The sequence below is a fragment of the Pseudoalteromonas shioyasakiensis genome, assembly GCF_024518675.1.
In the GTDB taxonomy this organism is placed as follows: Bacteria; Pseudomonadota; Gammaproteobacteria; order Enterobacterales; family Alteromonadaceae; genus Pseudoalteromonas; species Pseudoalteromonas shioyasakiensis_B.
On sequence record NZ_JANIGL010000004.1, the window covers coordinates 164,345 to 188,427 of the forward strand.

13 protein-coding genes are annotated in these 24,083 nt (G+C 40.8%); 9 read left to right on the top strand and 4 right to left on the bottom strand.

The genetic code is table 11. The features are described from left to right. The first annotated feature begins 59 nt into the window (after positions 1-59). The 3 genes from NQT69_RS13550 (at position 60) to NQT69_RS13570 (ending at position 12,571) form a co-directional block, all read left to right on the top strand. On the top strand, positions 60-5,675 hold the full coding sequence (locus NQT69_RS13550; protein ID WP_256828216.1) for a S8 family serine peptidase: 5,616 nt from the start codon (positions 60-62) through the stop codon (positions 5,673-5,675). A 290-nt stretch (positions 5,676-5,965) separates the two neighbouring features. Next, positions 5,966-11,578 carry a S8 family serine peptidase gene (locus NQT69_RS19530; RefSeq protein WP_306174053.1) on the top strand — a complete coding sequence of 1,871 codons (5,613 nt, stop codon included), beginning with the start codon at positions 5,966-5,968 and terminating at the stop codon, positions 11,576-11,578. Between the two features lie 153 nt (positions 11,579-11,731). Then, positions 11,732-12,571, top strand: a complete 840-nt coding sequence (locus NQT69_RS13570) for a MipA/OmpV family protein (protein WP_256828218.1) — start codon at positions 11,732-11,734, stop codon at positions 12,569-12,571. Here the strand turns inward: NQT69_RS13570 and NQT69_RS13575 are convergent. The 3 genes from NQT69_RS13575 to NQT69_RS13585 are packed head-to-tail and all read right to left on the bottom strand — an operon-like array spanning position 12,555 to position 14,859. After that, complete coding sequence (locus tag NQT69_RS13575) at positions 12,555-13,745, bottom strand: ATP-binding protein (RefSeq protein ID WP_256828219.1); 1,191 nt, start codon at positions 13,743-13,745, stop codon at positions 12,555-12,557. The two genes, NQT69_RS13570 and NQT69_RS13575, sit on opposite strands and share 17 nt — an antisense overlap. Continuing rightward, positions 13,742-14,419 (bottom strand): response regulator transcription factor, encoded by a 678-nt coding sequence (locus tag NQT69_RS13580; protein ID WP_256828220.1) that lies wholly within the window; start codon positions 14,417-14,419, stop codon positions 13,742-13,744. Before NQT69_RS13580 ends, NQT69_RS13575 begins: the two co-directional genes overlap by 4 nt. After that, entirely contained in the window at positions 14,419-14,859 is a 441-nt protein-coding gene (locus NQT69_RS13585) for a DUF3019 domain-containing protein (protein WP_256828221.1), read from the bottom strand. Before NQT69_RS13585 ends, NQT69_RS13580 begins: the two co-directional genes overlap by 1 nt. A 406-nt stretch (positions 14,860-15,265) precedes the next feature. Here NQT69_RS13585 and NQT69_RS13590 point away from each other — a divergent pair, with 406 nt between their 5' ends. The 4 genes from NQT69_RS13590 (at position 15,266) to NQT69_RS13605 (ending at position 18,822) form a co-directional block, all read left to right on the top strand. Next, on the top strand, positions 15,266-15,970 hold the full coding sequence (locus NQT69_RS13590; protein WP_256828222.1) for a DUF3581 domain-containing protein: 705 nt from the start codon (positions 15,266-15,268) through the stop codon (positions 15,968-15,970). Positions 15,971-16,071: 101 nt separating this feature from the next. Next, positions 16,072-17,319, top strand: a complete 1,248-nt coding sequence (locus NQT69_RS13595) for a DEAD/DEAH box helicase (RefSeq protein WP_256828223.1) — start codon at positions 16,072-16,074, stop codon at positions 17,317-17,319. A 268-nt stretch (positions 17,320-17,587) separates the two neighbouring features. Continuing rightward, on the top strand, positions 17,588-17,920 hold the full coding sequence (locus NQT69_RS13600) for a hypothetical protein (RefSeq protein ID WP_256828224.1): 333 nt from the start codon (positions 17,588-17,590) through the stop codon (positions 17,918-17,920). Between the two features lie 125 nt (positions 17,921-18,045). Then, positions 18,046-18,822 (top strand): hypothetical protein, encoded by a 777-nt coding sequence (locus NQT69_RS13605; protein ID WP_256828225.1) that lies wholly within the window; start codon positions 18,046-18,048, stop codon positions 18,820-18,822. A gap of 164 nt (positions 18,823-18,986) precedes the next feature. Here the strand turns inward: NQT69_RS13605 and NQT69_RS13610 are convergent, their stop codons facing one another. Continuing rightward, positions 18,987-19,943 carry a methylenetetrahydrofolate reductase gene (locus tag NQT69_RS13610; RefSeq protein ID WP_256828226.1) on the bottom strand — a complete coding sequence of 319 codons (957 nt, stop codon included), beginning with the start codon at positions 19,941-19,943 and terminating at the stop codon, positions 18,987-18,989. Between the two features lie 248 nt (positions 19,944-20,191). Here NQT69_RS13610 and NQT69_RS13615 point away from each other — a divergent pair, with 248 nt between their 5' ends. After that, complete coding sequence (locus tag NQT69_RS13615) at positions 20,192-23,077, top strand: M16 family metallopeptidase (RefSeq protein ID WP_256828227.1); 2,886 nt, start codon at positions 20,192-20,194, stop codon at positions 23,075-23,077. Between the two features lie 175 nt (positions 23,078-23,252). Beyond that, the gene (gene cysE / locus NQT69_RS13620; protein ID WP_256828228.1) at positions 23,253-24,068 is read left to right on the top strand and encodes a serine O-acetyltransferase; all 816 of its coding nucleotides are present in this window, start codon (positions 23,253-23,255) and stop codon (positions 24,066-24,068) included. Positions 24,069-24,083 lie beyond the last annotated feature (15 nt).

Here is a 24,083-nt window from a genome sequence, read left to right on the forward strand (position 1 = left end):
ATGGATATTCATGCTTACTGAATAATTATTTTTTCTTTTTTATCACTTTGGGGAAATGTATGAAGATCAAAACAATTGCGTTGGCTGTTGCTACAGCTGTGTGTAGTGCAGGGGCACTACAGGCTGCAAGTATAAAAACAGTAACAGAAAATACACTGCAAGCACCAAATACTACGGCAGCTGAGATTCAAGCGTTAACGAATAAGATCTTAACGCAAGATTCTGCGTCAATGTTGCAAAACAATGGCTTAAATGTACAAGTCAACGCACAACAAGGTAAGTTCCAAGAAGAAGGCCTTGATGGCGAGCATGTTTATATTGTTAAGCTTAAGGGTAACTCTGTTGCGTTAGAAGCACAGACATTTGACTCGCCTTTATCGCGTTCGCTTCGCTCTCAAGGTGTGACTAAAATATTTGAAAAAGGCCAAGCATCAACGTCTGCTGTTGTTGAATACCAAAATAAATTAATAACCACTCAACAATCAGTAATGCAAAGTGTAACGGCTAGAACAGGGCGCACAGAGATGCGTCGTCAGTTCACAAAAGCGCTGAATGGTTTCTCAGTAAAAATGACTGAAAGTGAAGCAATGCGTGTTGCTGAACTTGGCACGGTTGCATCTGTGATGCGTTCAAAATTATATGATTTATTGTCTGATGAAGGGCCTACACATATTGGCGCGGATCAGGTGTGGGATGGCACGAGCGTGCCAAGTGGTATTAACGGTAAAGGTGAAGGCCAAATCGTTGGTATTATAGATACTGGTATCAATTCAGATCACCCCTCGTTTGCTGCAGTAGGCGCTGATGGTTATAGTCATGTTAATCCATTTGGCGAAGGCAATTATGTTGGTGACTGTGTTGAAGAGCCTGATGAAGTGCAGTGTAATAGCAAACTGATTGGTGTGCGCTCATATGATGTGGTGACTGATTCATATTCAGCAATGATCCCAGGTTGGCCGGCAATTGGTGAAGATTACGGCGGTCATGGTTCACATGTTGCGTCAACGGCTGCGGGTAATGTACTTTATGATGTACCATACATGATTGCCGGCACCGGTGACGAAATGGATGGTAAAGTCCTTAAATATGGGCTATTCCCGCAAATCTCAGGTGTTGCACCGCATGCCAATATTATTTCATATCAGGTATGTTACCCAAGCAGTACAGAGTATTCAGGTTGTCCAGGTGAGGCGTTAGTTGCAGGTATTGAAGATGCGATTGCCGATGGTGTTGATGTAATTAACTTCTCGATTGGTGGTGCCGATTCAAACATTTGGGCCGATCCAGTACAACTAGCTTTTTTAGCAGCGCGCGAAGCTGGTATTAACGTTGCAGCTGCAGCAGGTAATAGTGGTCAAGCGTGTGGTGCTGCTGAATGTTTTGGTTATTTAGATAACTCATCACCTTGGCTTGCTCAAGTTGCTGCGACAACGCACGGACGTAGCATTGTGGTTGAAACGGCGATTGAACATGCTGGCTTTATTGATCCTGAGCTTGGTTCAGAAGTACCTAGTTGGTCAGAAACAGGCCTTATTGGCGGCGCAATCAATAACGAAGAAATCACCGGTGTGGTTGTTTGGGCGAAAGATTACCAAGATGTAAATGGCGAAACTGACAGTAAAGGATATTGTACTGCTGATTTCCCTGAAGCAACATTTGATTTTTATAAAGATGGCACAGAAATTCCTGGCGCTGCAGATGGTAGCACTAATGTTATTGTTGTTTGTCAGCGACACATACCAACAGATCCAGAAGCGAATGCGCGTACTGCAAAAATCGATCATATTAAAGCCGGTGGTGCTGATGGTTTTATCATGTTTAATGAAGATAAAGCTCAAACGACCGTTCCTGAAGCCTATTCATTACCTGGCGTCCATTTTACCTATGACCAGTGGAATGGTGTATATCCAGACCAAGGGTTAGAAGATTGGGTTGATAGCTCAAGCGAAAAAGGGCACATGATCACCATTAAGCCGACTTTAATTGAACGTCGTGTTAATGAAGAAGACGCGGATTGGTTAGCACCGTTCTCATCTCGTGGCCCTTCATATTCAAATATTGATATTTTAGCGCCAGCAGTGGCTGCGCCTGGTGTTAATATTTATGCCGCTTATTCTGATGAACAAGTGTTTGCTGCAGTACCAAATGGCCAAGATTTTGCGTCAATCAGTGGTACTTCTATGGCGTCACCACATGTTGCAGGTTCGATGACGTTACTACGTCAAATTCACCCAACATGGACAGCAACAGAGATCCAATCTGCACTATTAATGACGGCAGACAATGTTGTTAAATATCGCCGTCTAAATAGCGCGACCGGCAATGTAGATATCGCCGAAGTATACCGTGCAGGCACGGGCCGTATCAATGTTGCAAGCGCTGCAAAAGCAGGCTTTGTAATGGATGAAACGGCTGATAACTTCCTTGCTGCAGATCCAGCAAATGGTGGCACGCCGCATAAACTCAATATGCCAAACCTGGTTAACTTCTCGTGTAAACCTGAGTGTCAATGGGTTCGTACTATCAAGGCTACTGAAGATGGCACTTGGAATGTGACACACGGTGATGTTGTTAACTGGAACTTAGACATGAATAACCAGGCAGCGCAAAACGGTGTCAATATTGAAGTTATTCCAAACACATTTAGCTTAAAAGCAGGCGAAACACAAACCATCATTGTTAAAGCGTCAATCATGGATACGCAAGATGTTGCCAGCAACGCTGAAGTTGAACTGCATACTAACTTGATGTTTGAATCAGATAACGCTGAGCTAGCAGACGCGCATTGGCCATTAGTGTTTAAATATGAACGCGGTGATTTACCATCTTCTATGCAAGTTGATGTTCATAGCGAGCAAGGTCAATATATTGCAAAAGGTCTACAGTTACCTAATACAGAAGCACCCGTAGCGAGAGCATATCAGCCTGTTAAGGCAGATGTTAAAACACTTACGCTGCCTAAAGATGATGATAGAACTTTCCCTTGGCAATTAGGTGCGGCTGAAGGTGATTTCCCAGCAGAAGAGCTTTTAGATGAAGCCGTTTATACTCAGTTTAATCAAGTTCCAGCTAATACTAAGCGCTTTACTGTTGAAATCTTAGATATAGAGTCTGAGCTTGAAGGGACTTCATACCGGGGCAACGCGATTCTTTTTGTCGGTAAAGACTACAATGGCGATGGTATTATTCAGCCACAAGACGAAATCTTATGTGCTTCAACCGCGCCAATAATAAAGAACTTCTGTAATATCAATAACCCAGAAGAAGGTAACTATTGGACTATTGTTTACAATGACCGTGAGTCGGGTTATGTAGGGGTAGAAGAAACATTTGAAGTTGCGTTTGCTACGGTAACGGACGAGGTCGCGAGTAACCTTAATGTATCACTGCCTGCTAGTAACGGGACTACACCAGCCAATATGACCCTTAATTGGGATATGGCAATGGATCAAGGTGATGTTTACTATTCACTTATCGATGTTGGTACTTCAGCAGTTAACCCTGACAACATTGGCACTATTCCATTGCGTTTAGACCGTGGTAATGATGTTGTACATTTAGATGCACCAGTTGAGAAAGCGCAAGTGGGTGAAAAAATCCCATTAACTTTTGAAGTCTTAGCTAATAACTCAGGGTATGACCGTGATTACTCGTTTGAATTAAGCATTCCTAAAGGCTTAAGTGTTAGCCGCGACTCAGTACTTAGTTCGACTGATGAAGGTGTTAATATTGAAGTAATTGACGACAAAATAATTGTGAGTGGGTTGCAAAAAGATACCCGTGATATTGCAGGGGATTATATTGTAACAGATAACATTACTGATGAGATGTGTCGCCTACCTGACTTTGGTAACAGTAATCCTGGGGGTTATGTAAGCCTTTCTGAGTTTGGTATTTCGCCAATGCTGTCGGGCTTTACAGATACGGGGTTATCTAACTACCGTATGGGTCATTTTATCTCAATCGATACATTGTTTAATGGTCAGTATGATTCGTATGCACTATATAACAATGATGGTGTATCAAATGTTTCTACAGGTCACCTTGAGATAAAAGGTATGGGTACAGTTGGTCCTGTTCCAGCGCGTTTAATTCAGCCTCAACATGTGCAATTCCCAACTGAGTTTTATCCGCCAGAAATCCTTGCGCCATTATGGCGTGGCTACTATAACACCGACTCTGGAACGCTAAAGGATGAGTTATCGGTTGGTTTATCGGCTAATGAAGGTATCTCACTAGCAACCACCACATCAGGCTGGGCTGTTATTGAGTGGGATAACGCTTCTGATTATGGTAATGGTAATTATGATTGGGATAGCGGTGAGTATACATATGACAAGCGTGATAACAGTTTTGACTTTGAAGTAATATTTAATGTTAATACCCGCTTTGGGGAAAATGAGCACGAAATTTACTATGCTTATGATAATATTGACTTTGGTAGCACTGGACCGCAAGGCAGTATTGGCTTGCAAGGTTATAAAGGCTTAGTTGGTACATTTGGTGCTCTAGATGGCCCATTGGCTGTTGATATTGCGTATAACAACTTAGATGAAGTTGTAAAAGACGACTACATCATTTGTATGGATTACGTAGGCCCAGAGTCATCACGATTTGAAGTAACGGCGTGGGTAGAAGTACTTCCTTCAGCATCAGGTCAAAACCTTGAAATTATTGCGACCACGTCAATGGTAGGTACCGCTGATAAGACGGTTACCAAGACAGTATCAGTACCTAGCAATATTACTGTTGTGCCATTGGATGATATGACCACCACTGAAGAAACGGCCGTTTCATTCGATGTTCATCATATCGATGAAATGAATTCAAAGAATGAAATCTCGGTCATTTCAGCAGATGTAACTTATGAAGTGGATGGCGAAACAGTCACAATTACGCCAGTAGCAGACTTCTTTGGTGAAACTGAAATTGAAGTTGTGGTATCAGATATTGAAAACCCAACAGATAAAGCCAGCACCACGTTTATGCTAACCGTGACAGGTGTGAGCGATGCACCAGTTGCAGAAGTAGCTACAACTGAGGTGGTTATCACTGAAGGTGAAGTAGTCACGCTTGATGCATCAACATCAGTTGACCCAGACGGCGATGAGATTACCTTTGCATGGTCAGGTAATGGCGTGATTGCCGATGCAACGGCTGCGATGACGACGGTATCGGGTTTAGAGCCGGGTCAGCATAGCTTTACAGTAACAGTATCAGATGGTGAGCATGAATCGACCTCGATAGTGAATGTCGAAGTCGTGACTATCAGTGAGCGATTAGCGATTAGCAGCCTGGATGATATGGTTATCGATGAAGGTGGTGTAGCTGAATTGGTTGTAAACTTTACAGATGAACTAGGAAAAGAAACCGTTATTACAGCCGTTGCAGATAATGCAGAGATTGAAGTAATGGGACATGAATCTGGTTCTACATTGAAAGTTACACCAAATGCGGGTGTTACCGGTGATGTAAATGTGACAGTAATGGTTGCTTATACAGATACACCGACAACAGTATCAAAAGAAACATTTACTCTTACGGTGAATGAAGTTGAAGATACAACCGTAGTTGAAGAGACAAAAAGCAATAGCAGCAGTGGTTCATTAGCCTGGTTAACTGTGTTGATGGCGGGTTATGCAGGTCTAAGACGCCGAGCTGCAAAACGTAAATAATCACTCCCTAAGTGTGTTAAGTAGCAAAGGGCCTTTCGAGGCCCTTTTTTCATGTTTAACGTATTGTCATTCATAACCTCTCCTAAGTTTTACAGTATTGAATAAGTTTTCCTATATTTGAGACTGCTATTGCTTCTATACAGTATTTTTGTGTTATTTGTTAATTGTGTGTACAAAATGCTACATGCAAGTGTACGACATTTTGTTTTTCGTGTGGTTATATTGTAAGCATGAAGCTGTAAATATGCAGATTTTTAGAATAATAATTTACAATAATCCAGGGGAATTCAATGAAACTCAAAACTGTATCAGTTGCCGTTGCAGCTGCAATTTGCAGCGTGGGAGCTCTTCACGCTGCAAATAATCAAGTCGTCAATCCCAATACTGTGCAAGCCGTCAATGCTACATTTGCAGATATAAAAAAGTTAACAGAAGAATTTCAAGATGTTAGTTCATCTACCATGTTGCAAAACGATGGTTTGAACGTACAGCTCAATTCTCAAGGTAATAAATTCCAAGAAGAGGGTCTTGATGGCGAGCATGTTTATATTGTAAAACTCAATGACAACTCGGTTGCATTAGAGGCGCAAAACTTAGCATCACCGCTTGCGCGCACGATGCGTAGCCAAGGTGTAAATAAGTTATTTGAACAAGGCCAAGCAACTATCTCAGCGGTAGTTGATTACCAAAACCAGCTTTTAACAAAGCAACAAACTGTAATGCATAGTGTTACAGCAGCAACTGGCCGTACTGAAATTCGTCATCAATTCACCAAAGCGTTGAATGGCTTTTCTGTGAAAATGACCGAAGCAGAAGCAAGCAGAGTATCAGCACTTGGTGGTGTTAGCTCGGTTATGCGCTCTAAAAAATATGATTTACTTTCTGATGAAGGCCCAACCCATATAGGTGCAGACAAAATTTGGGATGGCACCAGCGTACCAAGTGGCATTCAAGGTAAAGGTGAAGGACAAATCGTCGGTATTATCGATACCGGTATTAACTCTGATCATCCTTCATTTGCAGCTGTTGGTGGTGACGGTTATGAACATACAAACCCATTTGGTGCTGGCAATTATGTAGGTGACTGTGTCGAAGAGCCTGATGAGGTGCAATGTAATAATAAACTCATTGGTGTACGCTCATATGATGTTGTTACAGATTCATATTCAGCTATGATCCCTGGTTGGCCTGCGATTGGTGAAGACTATCAAGGACATGGTTCGCATGTTGCCTCTACAGCTGCTGGTAACGTGTTATATGACGTACCTTACATGGTTGCAGGGTATGGCGAAGAATCTGATGGTAAGGTATTAAAAGAAGCGTTGTTCCCACAACTGTCAGGTGTGGCTCCGCATGCTAACGTTATTTCTTATCAAGTGTGTTACCCAAGTAGTGAAGAGTATTCAGGTTGTCCTGGTGAAGCACTTGTGGCAGGTATTGAAGATGCGATTTCTGATGGTGTTGATGTACTGAACTTCTCAATTGGTGGTGCTGACTCAAATGTGTGGGCTGACCCGGTACAGCTTGCATTTTTAGCCGCGCGTGAAGCGGGTATTAGTGTTGCAGCCGCAGCGGGTAATAATGGTCAAGCATGTGGTGACGAGTGTTTTGGTTATTTAGATAATTCATCACCTTGGCTTGCACAAGTGGCTGCGACAACTCATGGTCGTACAATTGCTGTGGATACTATGGTTGAGTTTGCCGGGTTTATTGATCCAGCTCTGGGTGCTGAGGTACCTGCATGGTCTGACACTGGCTTAGTGGGTGGTTCAATCAATACCGATGAAATCACCGGTGTCGTTGTTTGGGCTAAAGATTACGAAGATATTAACGGTGAAAAAGATAGCAATGGTTATTGTGCTACTGAATACCCTGAAGGGGCGTTTGATTTCTTTAAAGATGGCACTGCTATTCCTGGTGCTGCGGATGGCTCGAGCAATGTATTTGTTGTTTGCCAACGCCATGATCCAGCTGACCCTACAGCAAATGCGCGTACTGCCAAAGTAAGTAATGTTAAAGCTGGTGGTGCTGATGGCTTTATTATGTTTAATAAACTTGCTGATCAAGGTACAGTTGCTGAAAGCTACGAATTACCAAGTGTTCACTTTACTTATGATCAATGGCATGGTGTCTACCCTGATCAAGGCTTAGAAGATTGGATTGATCACAACTCAGAGTTAGGTCATCAAATTACTATTAAACCGACGGTAATTGAGCGCCGTGTAAAACCTGAAGATGCTGACTGGTTAGCTGACTTCTCATCTCGTGGTCCTTCATATCAAAATGAAGAAATTTTAGCGCCAGCTATTTCAGCGCCAGGCGTTAATATTTATGCTGCATATTCAGATGAGCATCCGTTTTTACCAACACCAAATGGTCAAGATTATATCGCAATAAGCGGTACTTCGATGGCGTCTCCGCATATTGCCGGCTCAATGGCACTACTTCGCCAAATCCATCCAGAGTGGACGCCAGCGCAAATTCAATCTGCGTTACTAATGACCGCAGATAACGTGGTGCAGTATCGCCGTCTAAATAATGCGACAGGTGATATTGAAAAAGCTGAGACATACCGTGCGGGTACTGGCCGAGTGAATGTTGCAAGTGCTGCCAAAGCCGGCTTTGTAATGGATGAAAGCGCAGATAACTTCTTAGCAGCTGATCCATACAACGGTGGTACACCACATAAGCTAAACTTACCTAACTTAGTTAACTTCTCGTGTAAACCGGAATGTCAGTGGATACGTACAATCACTGCAACAGAGGATGGTACATGGTCAGTAAGTCAGGGTGATGTTGTAAACTGGAACTTTGATAGCCGTCAGCAATCAGCACAAAATGGCGTTAATATTGAAGTTGAACCAAGCACATTCAGCCTGAAAAAAGGCGAGAGCCAAACCATTATTGTTAAAGCATCAATTATGGACACGCAAGATTGGTTTAGTAACGCAGAAGTTGAATTGCATAGCCGACTAACTTTCAAGGCTGAACAGGCTGACATTCCTGATGCGCAGTGGCCAGTGGTGTTTAAATATGATCGTGGCGACCTTCCATCATCGGTGAAAACAACAGCGCATGCAGACCAAGGTTCATTTGTCGTTAATAACGTAAACTTACCAAATGTGGCAGCACCTGTGGCTCAGGCTTATAAGCCGGTAAAAGCAACTGTTGAAACCTTTGTAATACCTAAAGATAGTGACCAAGTTTTCCCATGGGCAATGAACCGCACTGATGAAGTTAACCCTGATGATATTTTAGATGAAGCAATTGCCACTAAATTTGTAACAGTACCTGCAAATGCTAAGCGTTTTACTGTTGAAGTTGTTGATATTGAATCACCTTTTGAAGGCACTCATAATCGAGGTAATCCAAACGTTTACATCGGTAAAGATTACAACGGCGATGGTATTATTCAACCGCAAGATGAGATCCTATGTGTATCAAGTCATGTACTTTACAAAAACTTTTGTAATATCAACAACCCAGAATCAGGTGAATATTGGGCTGTTATCTATAACTCAAAAGATCCAGGTCAAGAGGGGGTTGAAGAGACGTTTGATGTTGCATTTGCTGTGGTAACCGATCAATACGCAGATGAAATTGACGTAACACTACCGGGTAGTGATGGTGTTGAAACCGTTGATATGACTATCAATTGGGATATGGCAATGGAACCAGATGCCATCTATTACTCAATGATTGATGTAGGTACATCAGCCGTTAATGTGGGTAATATTGGCTCAGTACCTTTGAAAATTGAACGTGGTGTTGATGCGATTAACTTAGATGTTCCTAATTCAACTGCTAAAGTGGGCGACCGCATCCCATTCACTTTTGAAGTATTAGCCAATAACTCAGGGCAGGATCGCGATTTCTCATTCGAGCTTGATATTCCTGAGGGTTTAAGCGTTCGTCCTAGCGATGTACTTGTTGGCAGTGCTAGTGAAGTAAGTACAGAGGTTGTTGACGGTAAAGTTATTATTTCAGGTGTGCAGCAAGATACATCTGATTTATCGGCTGACTATATTATTACCGATAACATCACAGACGAAATGTGTAAATTGCCAGATTTAGGCAATAGTAACCCAGGTGGCTATATTAACTTATCTGAGTTTGGCATTAATCCGTCACTGAGTGGCTTTGATGACACAGGAATGATTCAATATAGCAGAGGTTGGGTTGTCCCATTAAATACGTTATTTGGAGGTTACTATGATGCCTTCAGCTTGTATAACAATACTGAGGATAGCAACGTACCAGGCTCTTTAATACAAATCAAAGGTAATGGTATGGTCGACTTTTCTGGTGCACCAATTAGAGGCACAGGGCATTCTCGTTTACCATTTAATACCTTCCCCAATGAAGTATTAGCACCATTGTGGCGTGCTGAATACAACTCTAAAGATACCGGCTTGAAAGTTAAAGACATGATGTCAGTTGGCTTATCGGCAAGTGAAGGTATCTCAATGGCCAGTACAGCCTCAGGTTGGGCTATTGTTGAATGGGATAACGCCGCTGATTATGGCGATATAGCGCAAGACCCTCAGACACGTCAGATTACTTATACTAAGCGAGACAATAGCTTTGACTTTCAAGTGTTATTTAATGCCAATACACGCTTTGGTAAAAATGAGCACGAAATTTATTTTGCCTATGACAATATAGACTTTGGCAGTACCCAAGGTCAGGGAAGTATTGGTATACAAGGCTTTAAAGGTATGTGGGATTTATGGGGTCCGTTAAATGGCCACAAAGGCGATAGCCAAGCGTATGACAACTTAGATGAAGTCGTAAAAGACGACTACATTATCTGTATGGATTACGTAGGCCCAGAGTCTTCACAATTTGAAGTCACGGCATGGGCGGAAGTATTACCTTCAGCATCAGGTCAAAACCTTGAAATTACAGCAACAACGTCAATGTCAGGCATGGCTGATATCAGCGTGACTAAAACCCTATCAGTACCGGGTAATATCACTATAGTGCCACTTAATGACATGACCACCACTGAAGAAACGGCTGTTTCATTCGATGTTGATCATATTGATGAAATGAATTCGAAGAATGAAATCTCGGTCATTTCAGCAGATGTAACCTATGAAGTGGATGGCGAAACAGTCACAATTACGCCAGTAGCAGACTTCTTTGGTGAAACTGAAATCGAAGTTGTGGTATCTGATATTGAAAACCCAACCGATAAAGCCAGCACCACGTTTATGCTAACCGTGACAGGTGTGAGTGATGCACCGGTAGTTGAAGTCGCTACTACGGATGTGGTTATCACTGAAGGAGAGGTTGTCACACTGGATGCATCAAGTTCAAGTGATGCCGATGGCGATGAAATCACTTTTGCGTGGTCAGGTGCGGGTGTAATTGCCGATGCAACGGCTGCGATGACGACGGTATCGGGTTTAGAGCCGGGTCAGCATAGCTTTACAGTAACAGTATCAGATGGTGAGCATGAATCGACCTCGACGGTGAATGTCGAAGTCGTGACTATCAGTGAGCGATTAGCGATTAGCAGCCTGGATGATATGGTTATCGATGAAGGTGGTGTAGCTGAATTGGTTGTAAACTTTACAGATGAACTAGGAAAAGAAACCGTTATTACAGCCGTTGCAGATAATGCAGAGATTGAAGTAATGGGACATGAATCTGGTTCTACATTGAAAGTTACACCAAATGCGGGTGTTACCGGTGATGTAAATGTGACAGTAATGGTTGCTTATACAGATACACCGACAACAGTATCAAAAGAAACATTTACTCTTACGGTGAATGAAGTTGAAGATACAACCGTAGTTGAAGAGACAAAAAGCAACAGCAGCAGTGGTTCATTAGCCTGGTTAACTGTGTTGATGGCGGGTTTTGCAAGTTTGCGTCGGAGAAGAGTGACTAAATAGACGTTATTATCAATATAAGGGCTCTAAGGAGCCCTTATATAAATTTAACGTACTTCTTGATTTGAAATGCGTAAAACGTACAGTTGCAATGAAATAAATATGTTACATTATCAAAAGATTTACAGATTATATTTTTATTAGGTTATGGCGATTATGTTAAGAAAAGTGCTTCTGAGTCTAGCAAGTTTAGCTTTTACACAAACAGTGTTTGCAGAGTCGTTAGCTGAAAAGCAATTAATCGCAAAAGGTGAGCTTCACGCTAGTGTTTCAATAGGCTATGGCGGTATTCAAAATCCTGTTTTGAATTCAGATAACTTTACTACCCCAATTTTGCCAAACCTTACTTATTATGGTGAGCGTTGGTTTTTTGATAATTTTGCGGTGGGTTATAGTCTAGTTGAACAGAGTAATTTTTATGTCGATATCTCTGGTCGATTTAATGAAGATGGTTTTTTCTTTGAGTTAGATGGTATTGATAAACTCTTTGCCGCTGGTGTGGTTTCCGGAGGTTTAAAGGATACTCCCTCAAGGCCTGAAGATGGGTTAACGCCGATTGAGCGTGACTTATCTTATCTAGCGGGATTATCTACTGGTTACAAGCTTAGCGACAGTGTTTTACTAGAAGCTTCTTTGATGCAAGATGTTACCGGTGTGCATGATGGCCATGAAGGGCAATTGAATATCTTTAAGGTCTTTAACGTTGATGATGCACTCTTTGGTTTAGAGCTTGGTGCTACGTATAAAAACCGAGAGCTAATCAGCTATTACTATACCTTGGCTGCCAGAGAAGCACTGGTAAGAATCCCCAGCTACGACAATAAAAGCGCTTTAAACTATCACTTTAAATTAAGTTATGAATACCCACTTTCAGAGCGCTTTAGTGTCGATGTGAATGTTAAGCACACCTGGCTCGATAGTGATTTAGTTAATAACCCTATGATTTCTGAAACTGGTTATTTCTCAGGGTTTGCTGGCATTACTTATCATTTTTAGGCCAACGAATAGCAATATCAGCCCCACCAGTTTCATTGCTATTACACAGTGAAATAGTCCCTCCGTGCCAGCTTGCGATTTGCTTTACTATATAAAGGCCTAAGCCATACCCGCTGGCAAGGTTATCGTTTTCACCCTGCTGAAAAGGCTCTATCAGTGCGCCCGCATTTATGGGGAGTCCAGGGCCATCATCAATGACATGTATTGTGTAGAACCCCTCATCGAGGCTGGTGGTAACAATGATTTGCTGTTTCGCATACTTAGTTGCGTTGATGAGTAAGTTCTGCATCGCTATGGCCATAAAACTGGCTTCGCAATTTACCGTGATTATATCTTTTCTGAGTATGAAGTTAAGCTCTTTATAAAGGCTAAACTTGTTAATTTCAGACTCTATCAATTGATTGAGGTGAGTGCGTGATTGGCAAAAAACGTTGTGCTGATGTTCAAGCCGTGCAAATGAAAGGTATTGTTCCAAGCGTAGCTCTATTTCTTCAATATCTCGCTCTATTTGCTCATTTTCTTCATCGCTATAGTCTGAAATTGATAGCGCAAACCGCATGCGGGATAGCGGAGTTCTAATTTCGTGGGAAATTATCCGAGATAAGTCGCTATGCAGCTGAATAAAATTTTCTATTCGCTCCGACATCTCAGTGAACGTGCCAGCAAGCGGTGCAATCGATGAGTTACTTCTTATGGCTAAATCTATTTTTTCTGGTTTTTTACTAAAACGCTTGGCGGCTGATTGTAATAAGCTTAAATCACGGAAAATAGGCCGAATAAACAGTAATATGAGCCCACCAAGTAGCAAGTAAAAAGTGATAAAGGCAGCCCAATTTGTCGGTTGTCCGGTTGTTAAATTAATAGGCCCAATACGAAAGTTTTGTAGGTTTTCACCTTTTAGATAAACATAAGATTGCTGATCAATAGTGACTTTAATTATGCCTTGTTGGGCAAATTTTTGTTCAAGGCTTTCAGGAATTATCAGTTGAGATGCGCTTAGTTCTTTTATTTTATATTGCTTATTTTCAATAAGAGAGCGAAATTCGTCAACGCTGAATTGAATACTTGGTGTGGCTGCGGGGAAAAAATAATTGTAAAGTTGACCAAAGGATAGCACTAACGCAATTAAGCTAATTGTGATTATTACATAGAGTTTTAAAAATTTCTGGTTCATGGCTCAGTAATATCCAAGCTATAGCCTTTACCACGAACAGATTTAATATCTAAAGATGATTCTTTATCAGCAAAAAGCGTTTTTAATTTTTTTCGCAGGCGACTTATTTTCAAATCCACTGCTCTGTCTAAGCCATCGTATTCTCGGCCGATTACATGCTTAAACAATACTTCTCTGGTCACTGCTTTGGGGCTACTTTTAGCTAAAAATGATATAATTTCAAACTCGTTATCATTCAAGCCAAGCGGTGTTTTCAGAAAAATAGCGTCGCGTTTTCTTGCATCAATATATAAGCTTTGTGATTGTTGATTTTGCCCTTGTTGATTGATGATATTTCTCACTTTTGCAAGGAGAAGCTCGGGCCTAATTGGTTTTACTAAATAATCATTAGCACCTAATTCAAGCCCTTTTATTTGTGACTGGACAGAATCAAGTGCCGTTAAAAATATAATGGGGCAGTCATGGTTTTTTTTTAAATTATCTATCAAGCTAAAGCCATTACCATCAGGCAACATAACGTCACAGATAATTAAGCTTGGCGTAAACGTTGTATTGTGATCGCAATATTCTTGAACGGTATTAAATACATCCACTGTAAATTTTTGCTTTAATAAAAACTTTTGTATTAAGTTAGCAAGTTTTAGGTCATCTTCGATGACAAATATATGATGCATTATAAACTCCAGCCAAAACGACGCTTGATGCGATAATCACTCGCTTCATAATTAGCAATTGATAACTCTTGTTCTTTAACAATTCGGTTGGTAAGTGGATCGATAAGTTGAACCATAATTGAGTGGGTCGTTTGCAATTTAAAACGCTCTTTAATCACTCCCGTTGCTGTATAGCATTGGGTATATTGCGGTCGATTTGATATTTCAAGACACAGCTCTTTGTAGGGGGCTAAGATAAGGTTCACTTGAATATTGAACTCGCAAAGTTTTTGTTTTGTTTCAGTGATACAGACCGAAGGCGATACTTTAAAAAAAGGTTTATCTGTTGATTTAGCAAAGAGACAAGCGCTATAAATCGCACTATAGATCAATGCAATGTACAGTGCTGCTTTATTGAGTTTTATTATATCAACGATTCTAAAAGCCTTAGGGTAGAGCAAACCGGTATACCTAAAATAAAATCAGGCTTGGCTAAAACGTAATTGCATTAGCTGCCTCGTATTTTTGTGGACGTTAAAGTGCTAGCTTTTTGTAGCCTCAGTCCCTATGAAACCTTTGAAAAGTACGTCATTTTCTTGTTAATTAGGTTGCCATTGTACAACGACAACAACCGTTAGTTTTACTTATTTTTTAGTAAATGTTAACTACTTTATACAAAAATATGGAATTTGTTATAACTTATGCCTAGCAAGCATAACTAGTTTTCCCTTGCGCTGTCGCTGCAAAGCGGGATTTTTCAAAATGTTACGTCTAAGTTATAAACAAAAGTTTAACAGATTCGACCTCTATTGTTATTTAATCTGGTAGAATAGGCGGGTTATAAGCAGTTTAAGCAGTGAACAAACTATGTTAAGTCCTTTTTTTCAGCAACATGCTGATCATATTTCAATTTCCCGTGAACAAGGGTGTCGTTTTGCAAAATGCGTAGCCGATGATTACAACCCACTTCATGATAAAGATGCAAAGAAGTTTTGTGTACCTGGAGATTTGCTGTTTGCATTGGTCCTAAGTCGTTATGGCATTAGTGAAAAAATGGAGTTTACCTTTGCTGGCATGGTGGATGAAAACACTAAGTTAAACTTTCCTGAAGGTGGCGAAGAGTTTGCCATTACCAGTGGCGAAAAAGTCATGCTGCGAGTTAAGCGCGAAGGCCAAAATAGCAAGTGCCAAACGTTGACAGATAGTTTAATTAAAAACTACGTCGAGTTCTCGGGCACAACCTTTCCGCATGTGATTATTCCACTGATGGGCAAACAAGAGGTGATGATCAACCCAGCTCGCCCTATGGTTATTTATGAGTCAATGCTGATTAACTTAGATAACATAGATATCAAGGCACCGACATTAGAGTTTGCAGAGCCTGATTTTGAGTACTCAGGTAAGCGCGGTAAAATTACCTTACGCTTTAACTTGCTTGAAAATGGCCAAAAAGTGGGTTCGGGTGAAAAGCATATGTTGGTATCTGGCATTCGTGAATATTGCCAAGAGACTGTTGATGATCTCATTTCGTTTTATAATCAACGAAAAGAAACACTCAAACCGGTTGCTTAAATACGACTGTTATTTGCTTTAAATGAAGGCGCGTAAGCGCCTTTTTTGTTGTCTATTTTGTGCGTACAATAGCGTTATTATTCGTTTTTTAAGTTTACGCTATGTCTGCTGCTACTTTTACTGATCTTCATCTCGACCCGTTACTGCTTAATGCCCTTAAGCTAAATAACTATCAAACACCCACGGCAATCCAGTTACAAACCATTCCGCTTATTTTGGCCGGTAATGATGTAATGGGAAGTGCGCAAACAGGGACAGGTAAAACGGCTGCCTTCGTATTGCCTTTACTACATAAGTTATTAACCAGTGATAAAAAAGATGAGCAAGGCACGGCCCGTGTATTAATTTTAACGCCAACCCGAGAGCTGGCTCAACAAGTGTTTGCAAGCTTTGAAAAATATGCTCAAGGTTCAAATATAAAAGGTGCATTGGCATATGGTGGAGCTAGCATTGGCCCACAAGTCAAAGCAATGAAAGAGGCACAAGTTGTAGTGGCAACTCCTGGGCGCTTGTTGGATCATATTATCAAAGGCAGCATTATTCTAAGCTCGGTTGATTCATTGGTGTTTGATGAAGCTGATCGCATGCTAGATATGGGTTTTATTGATGAAATAAAACGTATCTTGCGCCACGTGCCAAGTGAGCGCCAAACCTTACTATTTTCAGCCACCTTTGATGACAGCGTATTTGAGCTTAGTAAAAAGTTACTTAAAGACCCTAAACTTGTTGAAGTTGATAAGCGCAACTCCGCTGCCGTAGAAGTGGAACAAGTGATTTATGCCGTTGATGAAGATCGTAAGCGAGAGCTGGTCTCCCACATGATAGGTATGAAAAACTGGCGCCAAGTACTTATTTTTACGCGTACTAAACAAATGGCCGATAAGCTTGCCAAAGAAATGTGCAAAGACGGGCTTAAAACAGAATCCATTCATGGCGATAAATCACAAGGCGCACGTGACAGAGCGCTACAAAACTTCAAAGAAGGCACAACTCGGGTGCTCGTTGCTACGGATGTTGCTGCCCGTGGTTTAGATATTGTCTCACTAAAATATGTGATTAACTTTGAACTACCTTATATAGCTGAAGATTATGTACACCGAATAGGTCGTACAGGCCGCGCAGGTGAGCAAGGCTTAGCGATGTCGTTAGTGAGTCTTGATGAGCAATGGCTATTAGAAGAAATTGAAGTGCTACTTGATACACGGCTAACGCCACAATGGCTGGCAGGGTACGAGCCCGATCCAAATAAAAAGCCCAAAGATAATCGCAAAAACTCTAATAAGTCGCGAAAAGACCGTGATAAAAAACGTATTACAGGACAAAGAGCACCTAGTAGACGACGTAAATAAAAGCTTTCAGTTTTTAGCTATCAGCTGACAGGCAGATAAGAGCGATAAGCCGTCAATCAAGTGACTTGTCATTAACTTAGTAAGAGTAAGAGGACACTTTCCTCTTTTTTACATATTTATATAAGCTACAAAAAGCATAATATTTATAACTGGCAATAGCTTACATTATTTGTTACTAATATAAGTTAACTAAATAAGGACGTTTTCACGCTAAAATAGGGAAAGTGTCCCCTGATAAATTTGTTATAAGTAAAGTGGAATCTTGCGCATGGATTTAGTTTTTGGTGGTCTTTTTGCATTATCAGCTGTCATCGCATTCCTGTTTTTCGCGGTGTACTGGAAACCTATATTAATATTCTTTGTTATTATGCTTACCGTATGGGAACCTAAAGTCGGAGTGCCAATAGCTTTTGTTTCTTCATTTATTGCTATGATTTGGTTTGAACGGAATAATATAAGTAGAGTTTTGGTTATTGAATCACTGAAGTTTTCATTTTATATAACTGTGGCAGCAATCATCATAGGTTTAATAGTAAATACTATATTTGTTGGTGGCTCAGGTTATAGTGGTTGTTCTCGCGTAAGTCCAAGTGGGTGTTAATTTACTTATAATAAGTCACTCAAAAGGACAAAAAACAGTTGGCTTTTTGTTCACTACGTTCACCTATTTTAGCCAACAATTTTTTGCCTCTTAATGAGGCGTTATTAGCCATTAGGGATAGCCTCGTGAATTTCTTCAAAAGATGGATAATTAAATCACTTCTCAAGAAACCAGCCCCAGATAGGATTCCTAGATCTGGAGGTAAAGCTAAGAAGGTTGATTGTAATGTTGTCTATATTCGAGCAAAAGACGAGTCATGGACTATTTTCTGTAACGAAATTGATTCGAAAGGAGTTACTGGTAAATATTGGCTTAATGGAGAAGATTATGGAGAACTATCAATTCCTTGGGCTTGGCTCATTGACTACGATTTAGATATAACGCACTTTTACGGAATATACGACTTACGTTACTCTTCAATTGCACAGTATATTTTGGAAGGCATATTACCTTGGGATAGATTGAAAATTTTTCTTGGTAAAGTTCAACAATTCCTATTTAATCGCAAGGAGTTGGTGCGCTCTGAAAGGATAGAAACTCTCAAATTAATTCTTGAAGAAACCATTGAAAATAGAAATTTCACTGTAAGTTCAGTTTCTCTATCTGGTCTTCTATATACACAAAAGTGGGTCTTTCACCCTGACAAATCTAGGCAACTTGCGTACAACGATTTGTTACTAAAGTCTCTCGCCGATAGCGGGGAGTTAGCTTCAGTCCAATACGGCTTTAAATTATCACCTAAAGCTCTGGTGACTATATCTGAATATGAAGAAGATCAAAAAAGACACAGAGATAATTTGTCTCAATCCAGCGCTACAAAGTGGTTAACTTTTGCATTAATCATCGTAGGGCTTGTACAGGCGGGTGTAACTTATTATGGCGTTTATAAAAATGGCTCATAACAAGGGTCTGAGGTTAAGACCGTCCGCTTATGGCACAAATCTGACAGTTCAAGATAGGCCTTATTCAAATAAACGAAGCTAAATACTTGAGCTGTCTTATGCTACGTCGCGTATCATTATTGCCCGAAGCCCGAAGCCCGAAGCCCGAAGCCCGAAGCCCGAACCTAAGCTATTTGCTTCTCAGCTAGGTTCAGCTCCATCGTTGCTTTTAACAAGCGATAAAGGTTGATTGATGCATCAATCTCTTCTTTACGGTTGGTTAAACTTTCAATATTTAATCCTAAAGGTACATCTAAATGAGCGCAGCTTTGCAAAATCAAATCTAAATTTTCACGGCAAATACGCACTGATTCACTTAGTGGATTATGCGAATCAAGCATGCGCCATTTGGTTGCTTCTGGCACTGAAATCCCCAACCACTGCATAAACTCAAGTGTTTTTTCACTGCCACACGGCGTAAACGTTAAGATGATACGGTTTGGCTTAATTCCCTGTGCTTTGCAGCTGCGTGCATAGCTGGTGATCAAATCAATGGTATCTTGTGCATTATATACGGCTTGCGAGATAAAAAATTGGCAGCCTTGTGCGGTTTTTTCAAGTAAGCGTTCGTGTTCGTTACGCTTACTTGCATGGCGCTCGGCAATTGTGACGCCACCCAAAAAGAAGTTGTCAGCTTGCTTTGATAGTGCTTTGTATGCGTTTGGTAAGCTCAGTTTGATGTCACCACTAGACGAGGGGCTACCAACGAGTACCAAGTTTGTTAAATCAAAGTCATTTTTAGTTTCGTCGAGCCACTGGTTAAATTCGGCTTCACCACGTTGCGCTACACTTTTATAAGTGATCACATCTTGCTGTGATAATTGGCGTAACAAGCGGCTATATTCACGAGGGTCAACGGTTTGTTTAAACGGAAAAGGGCGAGGCTGCTCAGTTCGGCTGCTTTCATCTTGAATGTCATAAATAACAACGCCATCGTATTCTATTTCGTGCAAGCGACCTAACAGCTTTTGGGCAATGGTTTCAAGCTGGGCTTTATCGGTACCAATGCGCGGTGGTGTGGTGCCAATTAAGTAAACACCCTGATTGGTGTCTTCAATTTTCTCTTGTAATGATAAAGCCATAATCCTCATTCCAGCCAATTAACTTTCTATGTCAGATAATATAGCAGCCATTTAGACGTCTAGATAGATTTTTTTAATGAAACTTTCTCAATGTGTATGAATTTATCTCATGTTTAATCTGTTTTTAGGTACAGAAAATACACAACTGTTTACATAAATCATTGGCCAAGGGCTCTTATATTCGGTCGGTTTGTTGCATAATCGAATATCTAACAACAATAAATTTATTCAACTAACAAGGGATAACAATGAAATTTAAATTATTAGCAACAAGCTTAGCGGTAACGCTGGCACTGAGTGGTTGCGCAAGTAATGAAAGCGCAACGATGGTTAAAGAAGTTGAGATAGAGCAAAATTCAGTAGCAAGCGCCGATAGCCGTGTGTTCTCACAAGATTATGTACTCGAAGAGCTTGATAACGGTTTGCGGGTTATGGTGGTTAAAACTGACTACCCAGATGTCGTTTCATTGCAAATCCCGGTATCTGTCGGTTCTCGTAACGAAGTAGAAGCAGGTAAAACCGGCTTTGCTCACTTTTTTGAACACATGATGTTTAAAGGCTCTGAAAAATTCCCGCAAGATGTTTATTCAGATATCTTAAAAAACTCAGGTGTTGATAATCGTGCCTATACAACGAACGATTATACAAATTACCACCTAAACTTTTCCAAGCAGCACCTAGATAAAGTGCTAGAGATTGAAGCTGATATCTTTCAAAACTTAAAATATTCAGAAGAGCAGTTTCGTACTGAAGCGTTAACAGTCAAAGGCGAATACCTAAAAAATAATGCCAGCCCAATTCGCAAGTTGCTTTCAGCTGTGCGTAATGAAGCGTTTGAAAAGCATACTTATAAACACACCACTATGGGCTTTTTTGAAGACATTGAAGCCATGCCAGATCAAATGGCCTACGGTAAAGAATTCTTTGATAAATTTTATAAGCCTGAATATGTATCGCTGGTGATTGTCGGTGATGTTGACCCACAACAAACCATGGCTATGGTGAAAAAACATTGGGGTAAGTGGCAAAAAGGCGACTATGTTGCTGACATTCCAATAGAGCCAAAACAACAAGCCGCTAAATATGTACACGAGCAAAACGAAGGCCTGCCAGGTCATTGGTTATTAGTGTCTTATAAAGGGGCTGCTTGGCTGCCTGAGCAAAAAGACCGTGCGGCGCTTGATTTACTGTCGCAGCTTTATTTTTCAAATAACTCTGAGCTGTATCAAGAATTAGTTGTTGATAAACAAATTGCCAGCCAAATGTTTACCTATAACCCAGATACCAAAGATCCGGGTTTATTGCATGTATTTGTAAAAGTAGAAAACGAAGCCGATTTAGTTAAAGCCCGTGATGCAATCAATAACACTTATGCAAAAGCGCGTACGGAGCTGGTGGATAGTCAAAAGCTTGCTGATTTAAAATCTAACCTTAAATATAGCTTTATAAATGGCCTCGATTCATCGCAAGCGATTGCATCAACCCTTGCAAGTTACATGCATTTTGAGCGTGATCCTGAGGTTGTAAACCAGCTATATGCCACCGCAGATAGTATTAGTGCGCAAGACATTCAAGACATTGCCAATAAATACTTTGTCGATAGTAGCCGTACTACGGTGACCATGTCGGCGCTTGATAAAATTGCTGGCTTTGAGCAGGAAGTCGATTTAAATACACTTGTGGCCAGTAAGCAAACGGTTAAAGAGCGTCATTTTAAGGTGCTAGATAAAACCAATAGCTCACCTTTGATTGATGTTAACTGGTTATTCCATACCGGTGCGGCCGCTGATCCTAAAGGTAAAAAAGGTGTCGCAGCGCTTACAGCGGCAATGCTTGCGCAAGGTGGCTCTGAATCTAAGAGTTATAACGATATTAAACAAGCACTTTACCCATTAGCGGGCAGCTTTGGTTATCAGTTAGATAAAGAAATGATCTCGCTACAAGGGCGTGTACATAAAGATAATGCGGCTCAGTGGTATGCGTTAGTAAGTGAGCAGTTACTTAATCCTGGCTTTAGAGAAGATGATTTTAAACGTTTAAAGAAAGAGCTGATTGATGGTATTAAGTCAGGTCTTAAAGCGTCTAATGATGAAGAGCTAGGTAAAGAAGTGCTTTACCATAAACTTTATCAAGGTCACCCGTATGAAAGTTATAACTATGGTGACTTATCAGATCTTGAAGCGTTAACGCTTGATGATGTTAAAGCCTTTTACGCTAAAGAGTTTACTCAAGCTAAACTAACCCTTGGCTTAATTGGTGCGGTACCAGAGTCACTTAAAGCGACTATGTTTAATGACTTAACTGATTTGCCAAAAGGTGAGCAAAGCCGTTTATCAATTCCTGACGCACCAGCGCTTAAAGGCCATCATGCAACGATTGTAGAAAAGTCGGCACAATCTACTGCTGTATCGTTTGGCTTCCCGATTGATACAATTCGTAGTAGCGAAGATTGGACAGCACTTTGGCTAGTGCGTTCATATTTTGGTGAGCACCGTAGTTCAAATTCGTATTTGTACAACCGTATTCGTCAAACGCGCGGTATGAACTACGGCGATTATGCTTATATTGAATATTTCCCTCGTGGTATGTTCCAAACCAAGCCGGATGCTAATCTTGGCCGTTCAGAGCAAATATTCCAAGTGTGGTTGCGTCCATTGCGCTCTAACAATGATGCACACTTTGCAACACGTACGGCTTTATTTGAGCTTGATAAGCTAATCAAAAATGGCATGACAGAAAAAGACTTTGACGCAACGCGTAACTTCTTGATCAACTTTGTGCCGCAAATGGTCGCCAGTCAAAACCGCCAATTAGGCTATGCGCTGGATAGTGAATTTTATAACACGGATTCGTTTGTGAAGTATGTAACGAGCCAGCTTGAGAAGCTAAGCCTTGCTGACGTAAATCGCGTGATAAAAGAAAACTTACAAACTGATGATATCCAGTATGTATTTATCACTGGTGATGGCAAAGACATGCAAAAACGCTTAGCGTCTGAGCAAACATCACCTATGGTGTATAACGCAGAAAAGCCAGCAGAGCTAGTAGCTGAAGATAAAGTAATCGCAGATTACAAGTTATCTATTCCTGCGAAAAACATTGAAGTACTTGCAGTAGATAAAGTGTTTCAATAAGCGAAATTCAGATAACTAAATACACATTAACTAAATGCCCCTTAAAGTAGGGGCATTTTTGTTTGCGATTAGTTATAACTAATAACCAGAACAAATAATTACAGCGTTAACACATTTGCGATGAAATCCGTTAAACTGGCACAAAGCATATTTTGTATTAATTTAAGGCCGTCTAATGCGTCATGAAATTTGGCAACAGCTTCGTACTGAAGCGAATGAAGTTGTAACTCGCGAACCACTTTTAGCAAGTCATGTGTATTCCTGTGTGCTTAATCATGAGTGTTTAGGTTCGGCATTAAGCTTTATTGTTGCTAATAAATTATCAGATGCGGTTGTATCGGCTTTTACAATTCGCGAATTATTTGATCAAGCTTTTGTTGATTGCGACCGAATGCTCACCCATGTTGCCCATGATATTAAAGCGGTTAAAGATAGAGACCCTGCTGCCGATACATACTTAACTGTGATTTTAAATTTAAAGGGTTTTCATGCAATTCAAGCTCATAGACTTGCCCATTGCTTATGGCGTCAAAACCGCAAAGAGCTCGCGCGATTTATTCAAAGCCGTACCTCAGAAGTATTTGGCGTTGATATCCATCCTGCTTGTAAAGTCGGTCATGGTATTATGTTTGACCATGCAACTGGCATAGTCATTGGTGAAACCGCAGTAATCGAAGATAATGTATCAATTTTGCAATCTGTGACCCTAGGTGGTACTGGTAACGAAAAAGGTGATCGTCACCCTAAAATTCGCGCTGGTGTACTGATTGGCGCAGGTGCAAAAGTGCTCGGGAATATTGAAGTAGGGGAAGGTGCAAGAATTGGTGCCGGCTCTGTTGTACTTAGCCCTGTACCACCACATACAACAGCCGTTGGCGTACCTGCTAAAATTGTGGGTAAACCAAATTGTCCGTGTCCGGCAGAGAGCATGAATCAAAACTTTTTAGAAGCCGAACCTGAAAACGAATCGCACACCAGTGCCATGTTGTAAAGTGCCATGTTGTAA

Coding starts and splice junctions, on each gene's coding strand:
- NQT69_RS13550 (WP_256828216.1), top strand. CDS start 60: ATGAAGATCAAAACAATTGCGTTGGCTGTTGCTACAGCTGTGTGTAGT.
- NQT69_RS19530 (WP_306174053.1), top strand. CDS start 5,966: ATGAAACTCAAAACTGTATCAGTTGCCGTTGCAGCTGCAATTTGCAGC.
- NQT69_RS13570 (WP_256828218.1), top strand. CDS start 11,732: ATGTTAAGAAAAGTGCTTCTGAGTCTAGCAAGTTTAGCTTTTACACAA.
- NQT69_RS13575 (WP_256828219.1), bottom strand. CDS start 13,745: ATGAACCAGAAATTTTTAAAACTCTATGTAATAATCACAATTAGCTTA.
- NQT69_RS13580 (WP_256828220.1), bottom strand. CDS start 14,419: ATGCATCATATATTTGTCATCGAAGATGACCTAAAACTTGCTAACTTA.
- NQT69_RS13590 (WP_256828222.1), top strand. CDS start 15,266: ATGTTAAGTCCTTTTTTTCAGCAACATGCTGATCATATTTCAATTTCC.
- NQT69_RS13595 (WP_256828223.1), top strand. CDS start 16,072: ATGTCTGCTGCTACTTTTACTGATCTTCATCTCGACCCGTTACTGCTT.
- NQT69_RS13600 (WP_256828224.1), top strand. CDS start 17,588: ATGGATTTAGTTTTTGGTGGTCTTTTTGCATTATCAGCTGTCATCGCA.
- NQT69_RS13610 (WP_256828226.1), bottom strand. CDS start 19,943: ATGGCTTTATCATTACAAGAGAAAATTGAAGACACCAATCAGGGTGTT.
- NQT69_RS13615 (WP_256828227.1), top strand. CDS start 20,192: ATGAAATTTAAATTATTAGCAACAAGCTTAGCGGTAACGCTGGCACTG.
- cysE (WP_256828228.1), top strand. CDS start 23,253: ATGCGTCATGAAATTTGGCAACAGCTTCGTACTGAAGCGAATGAAGTT.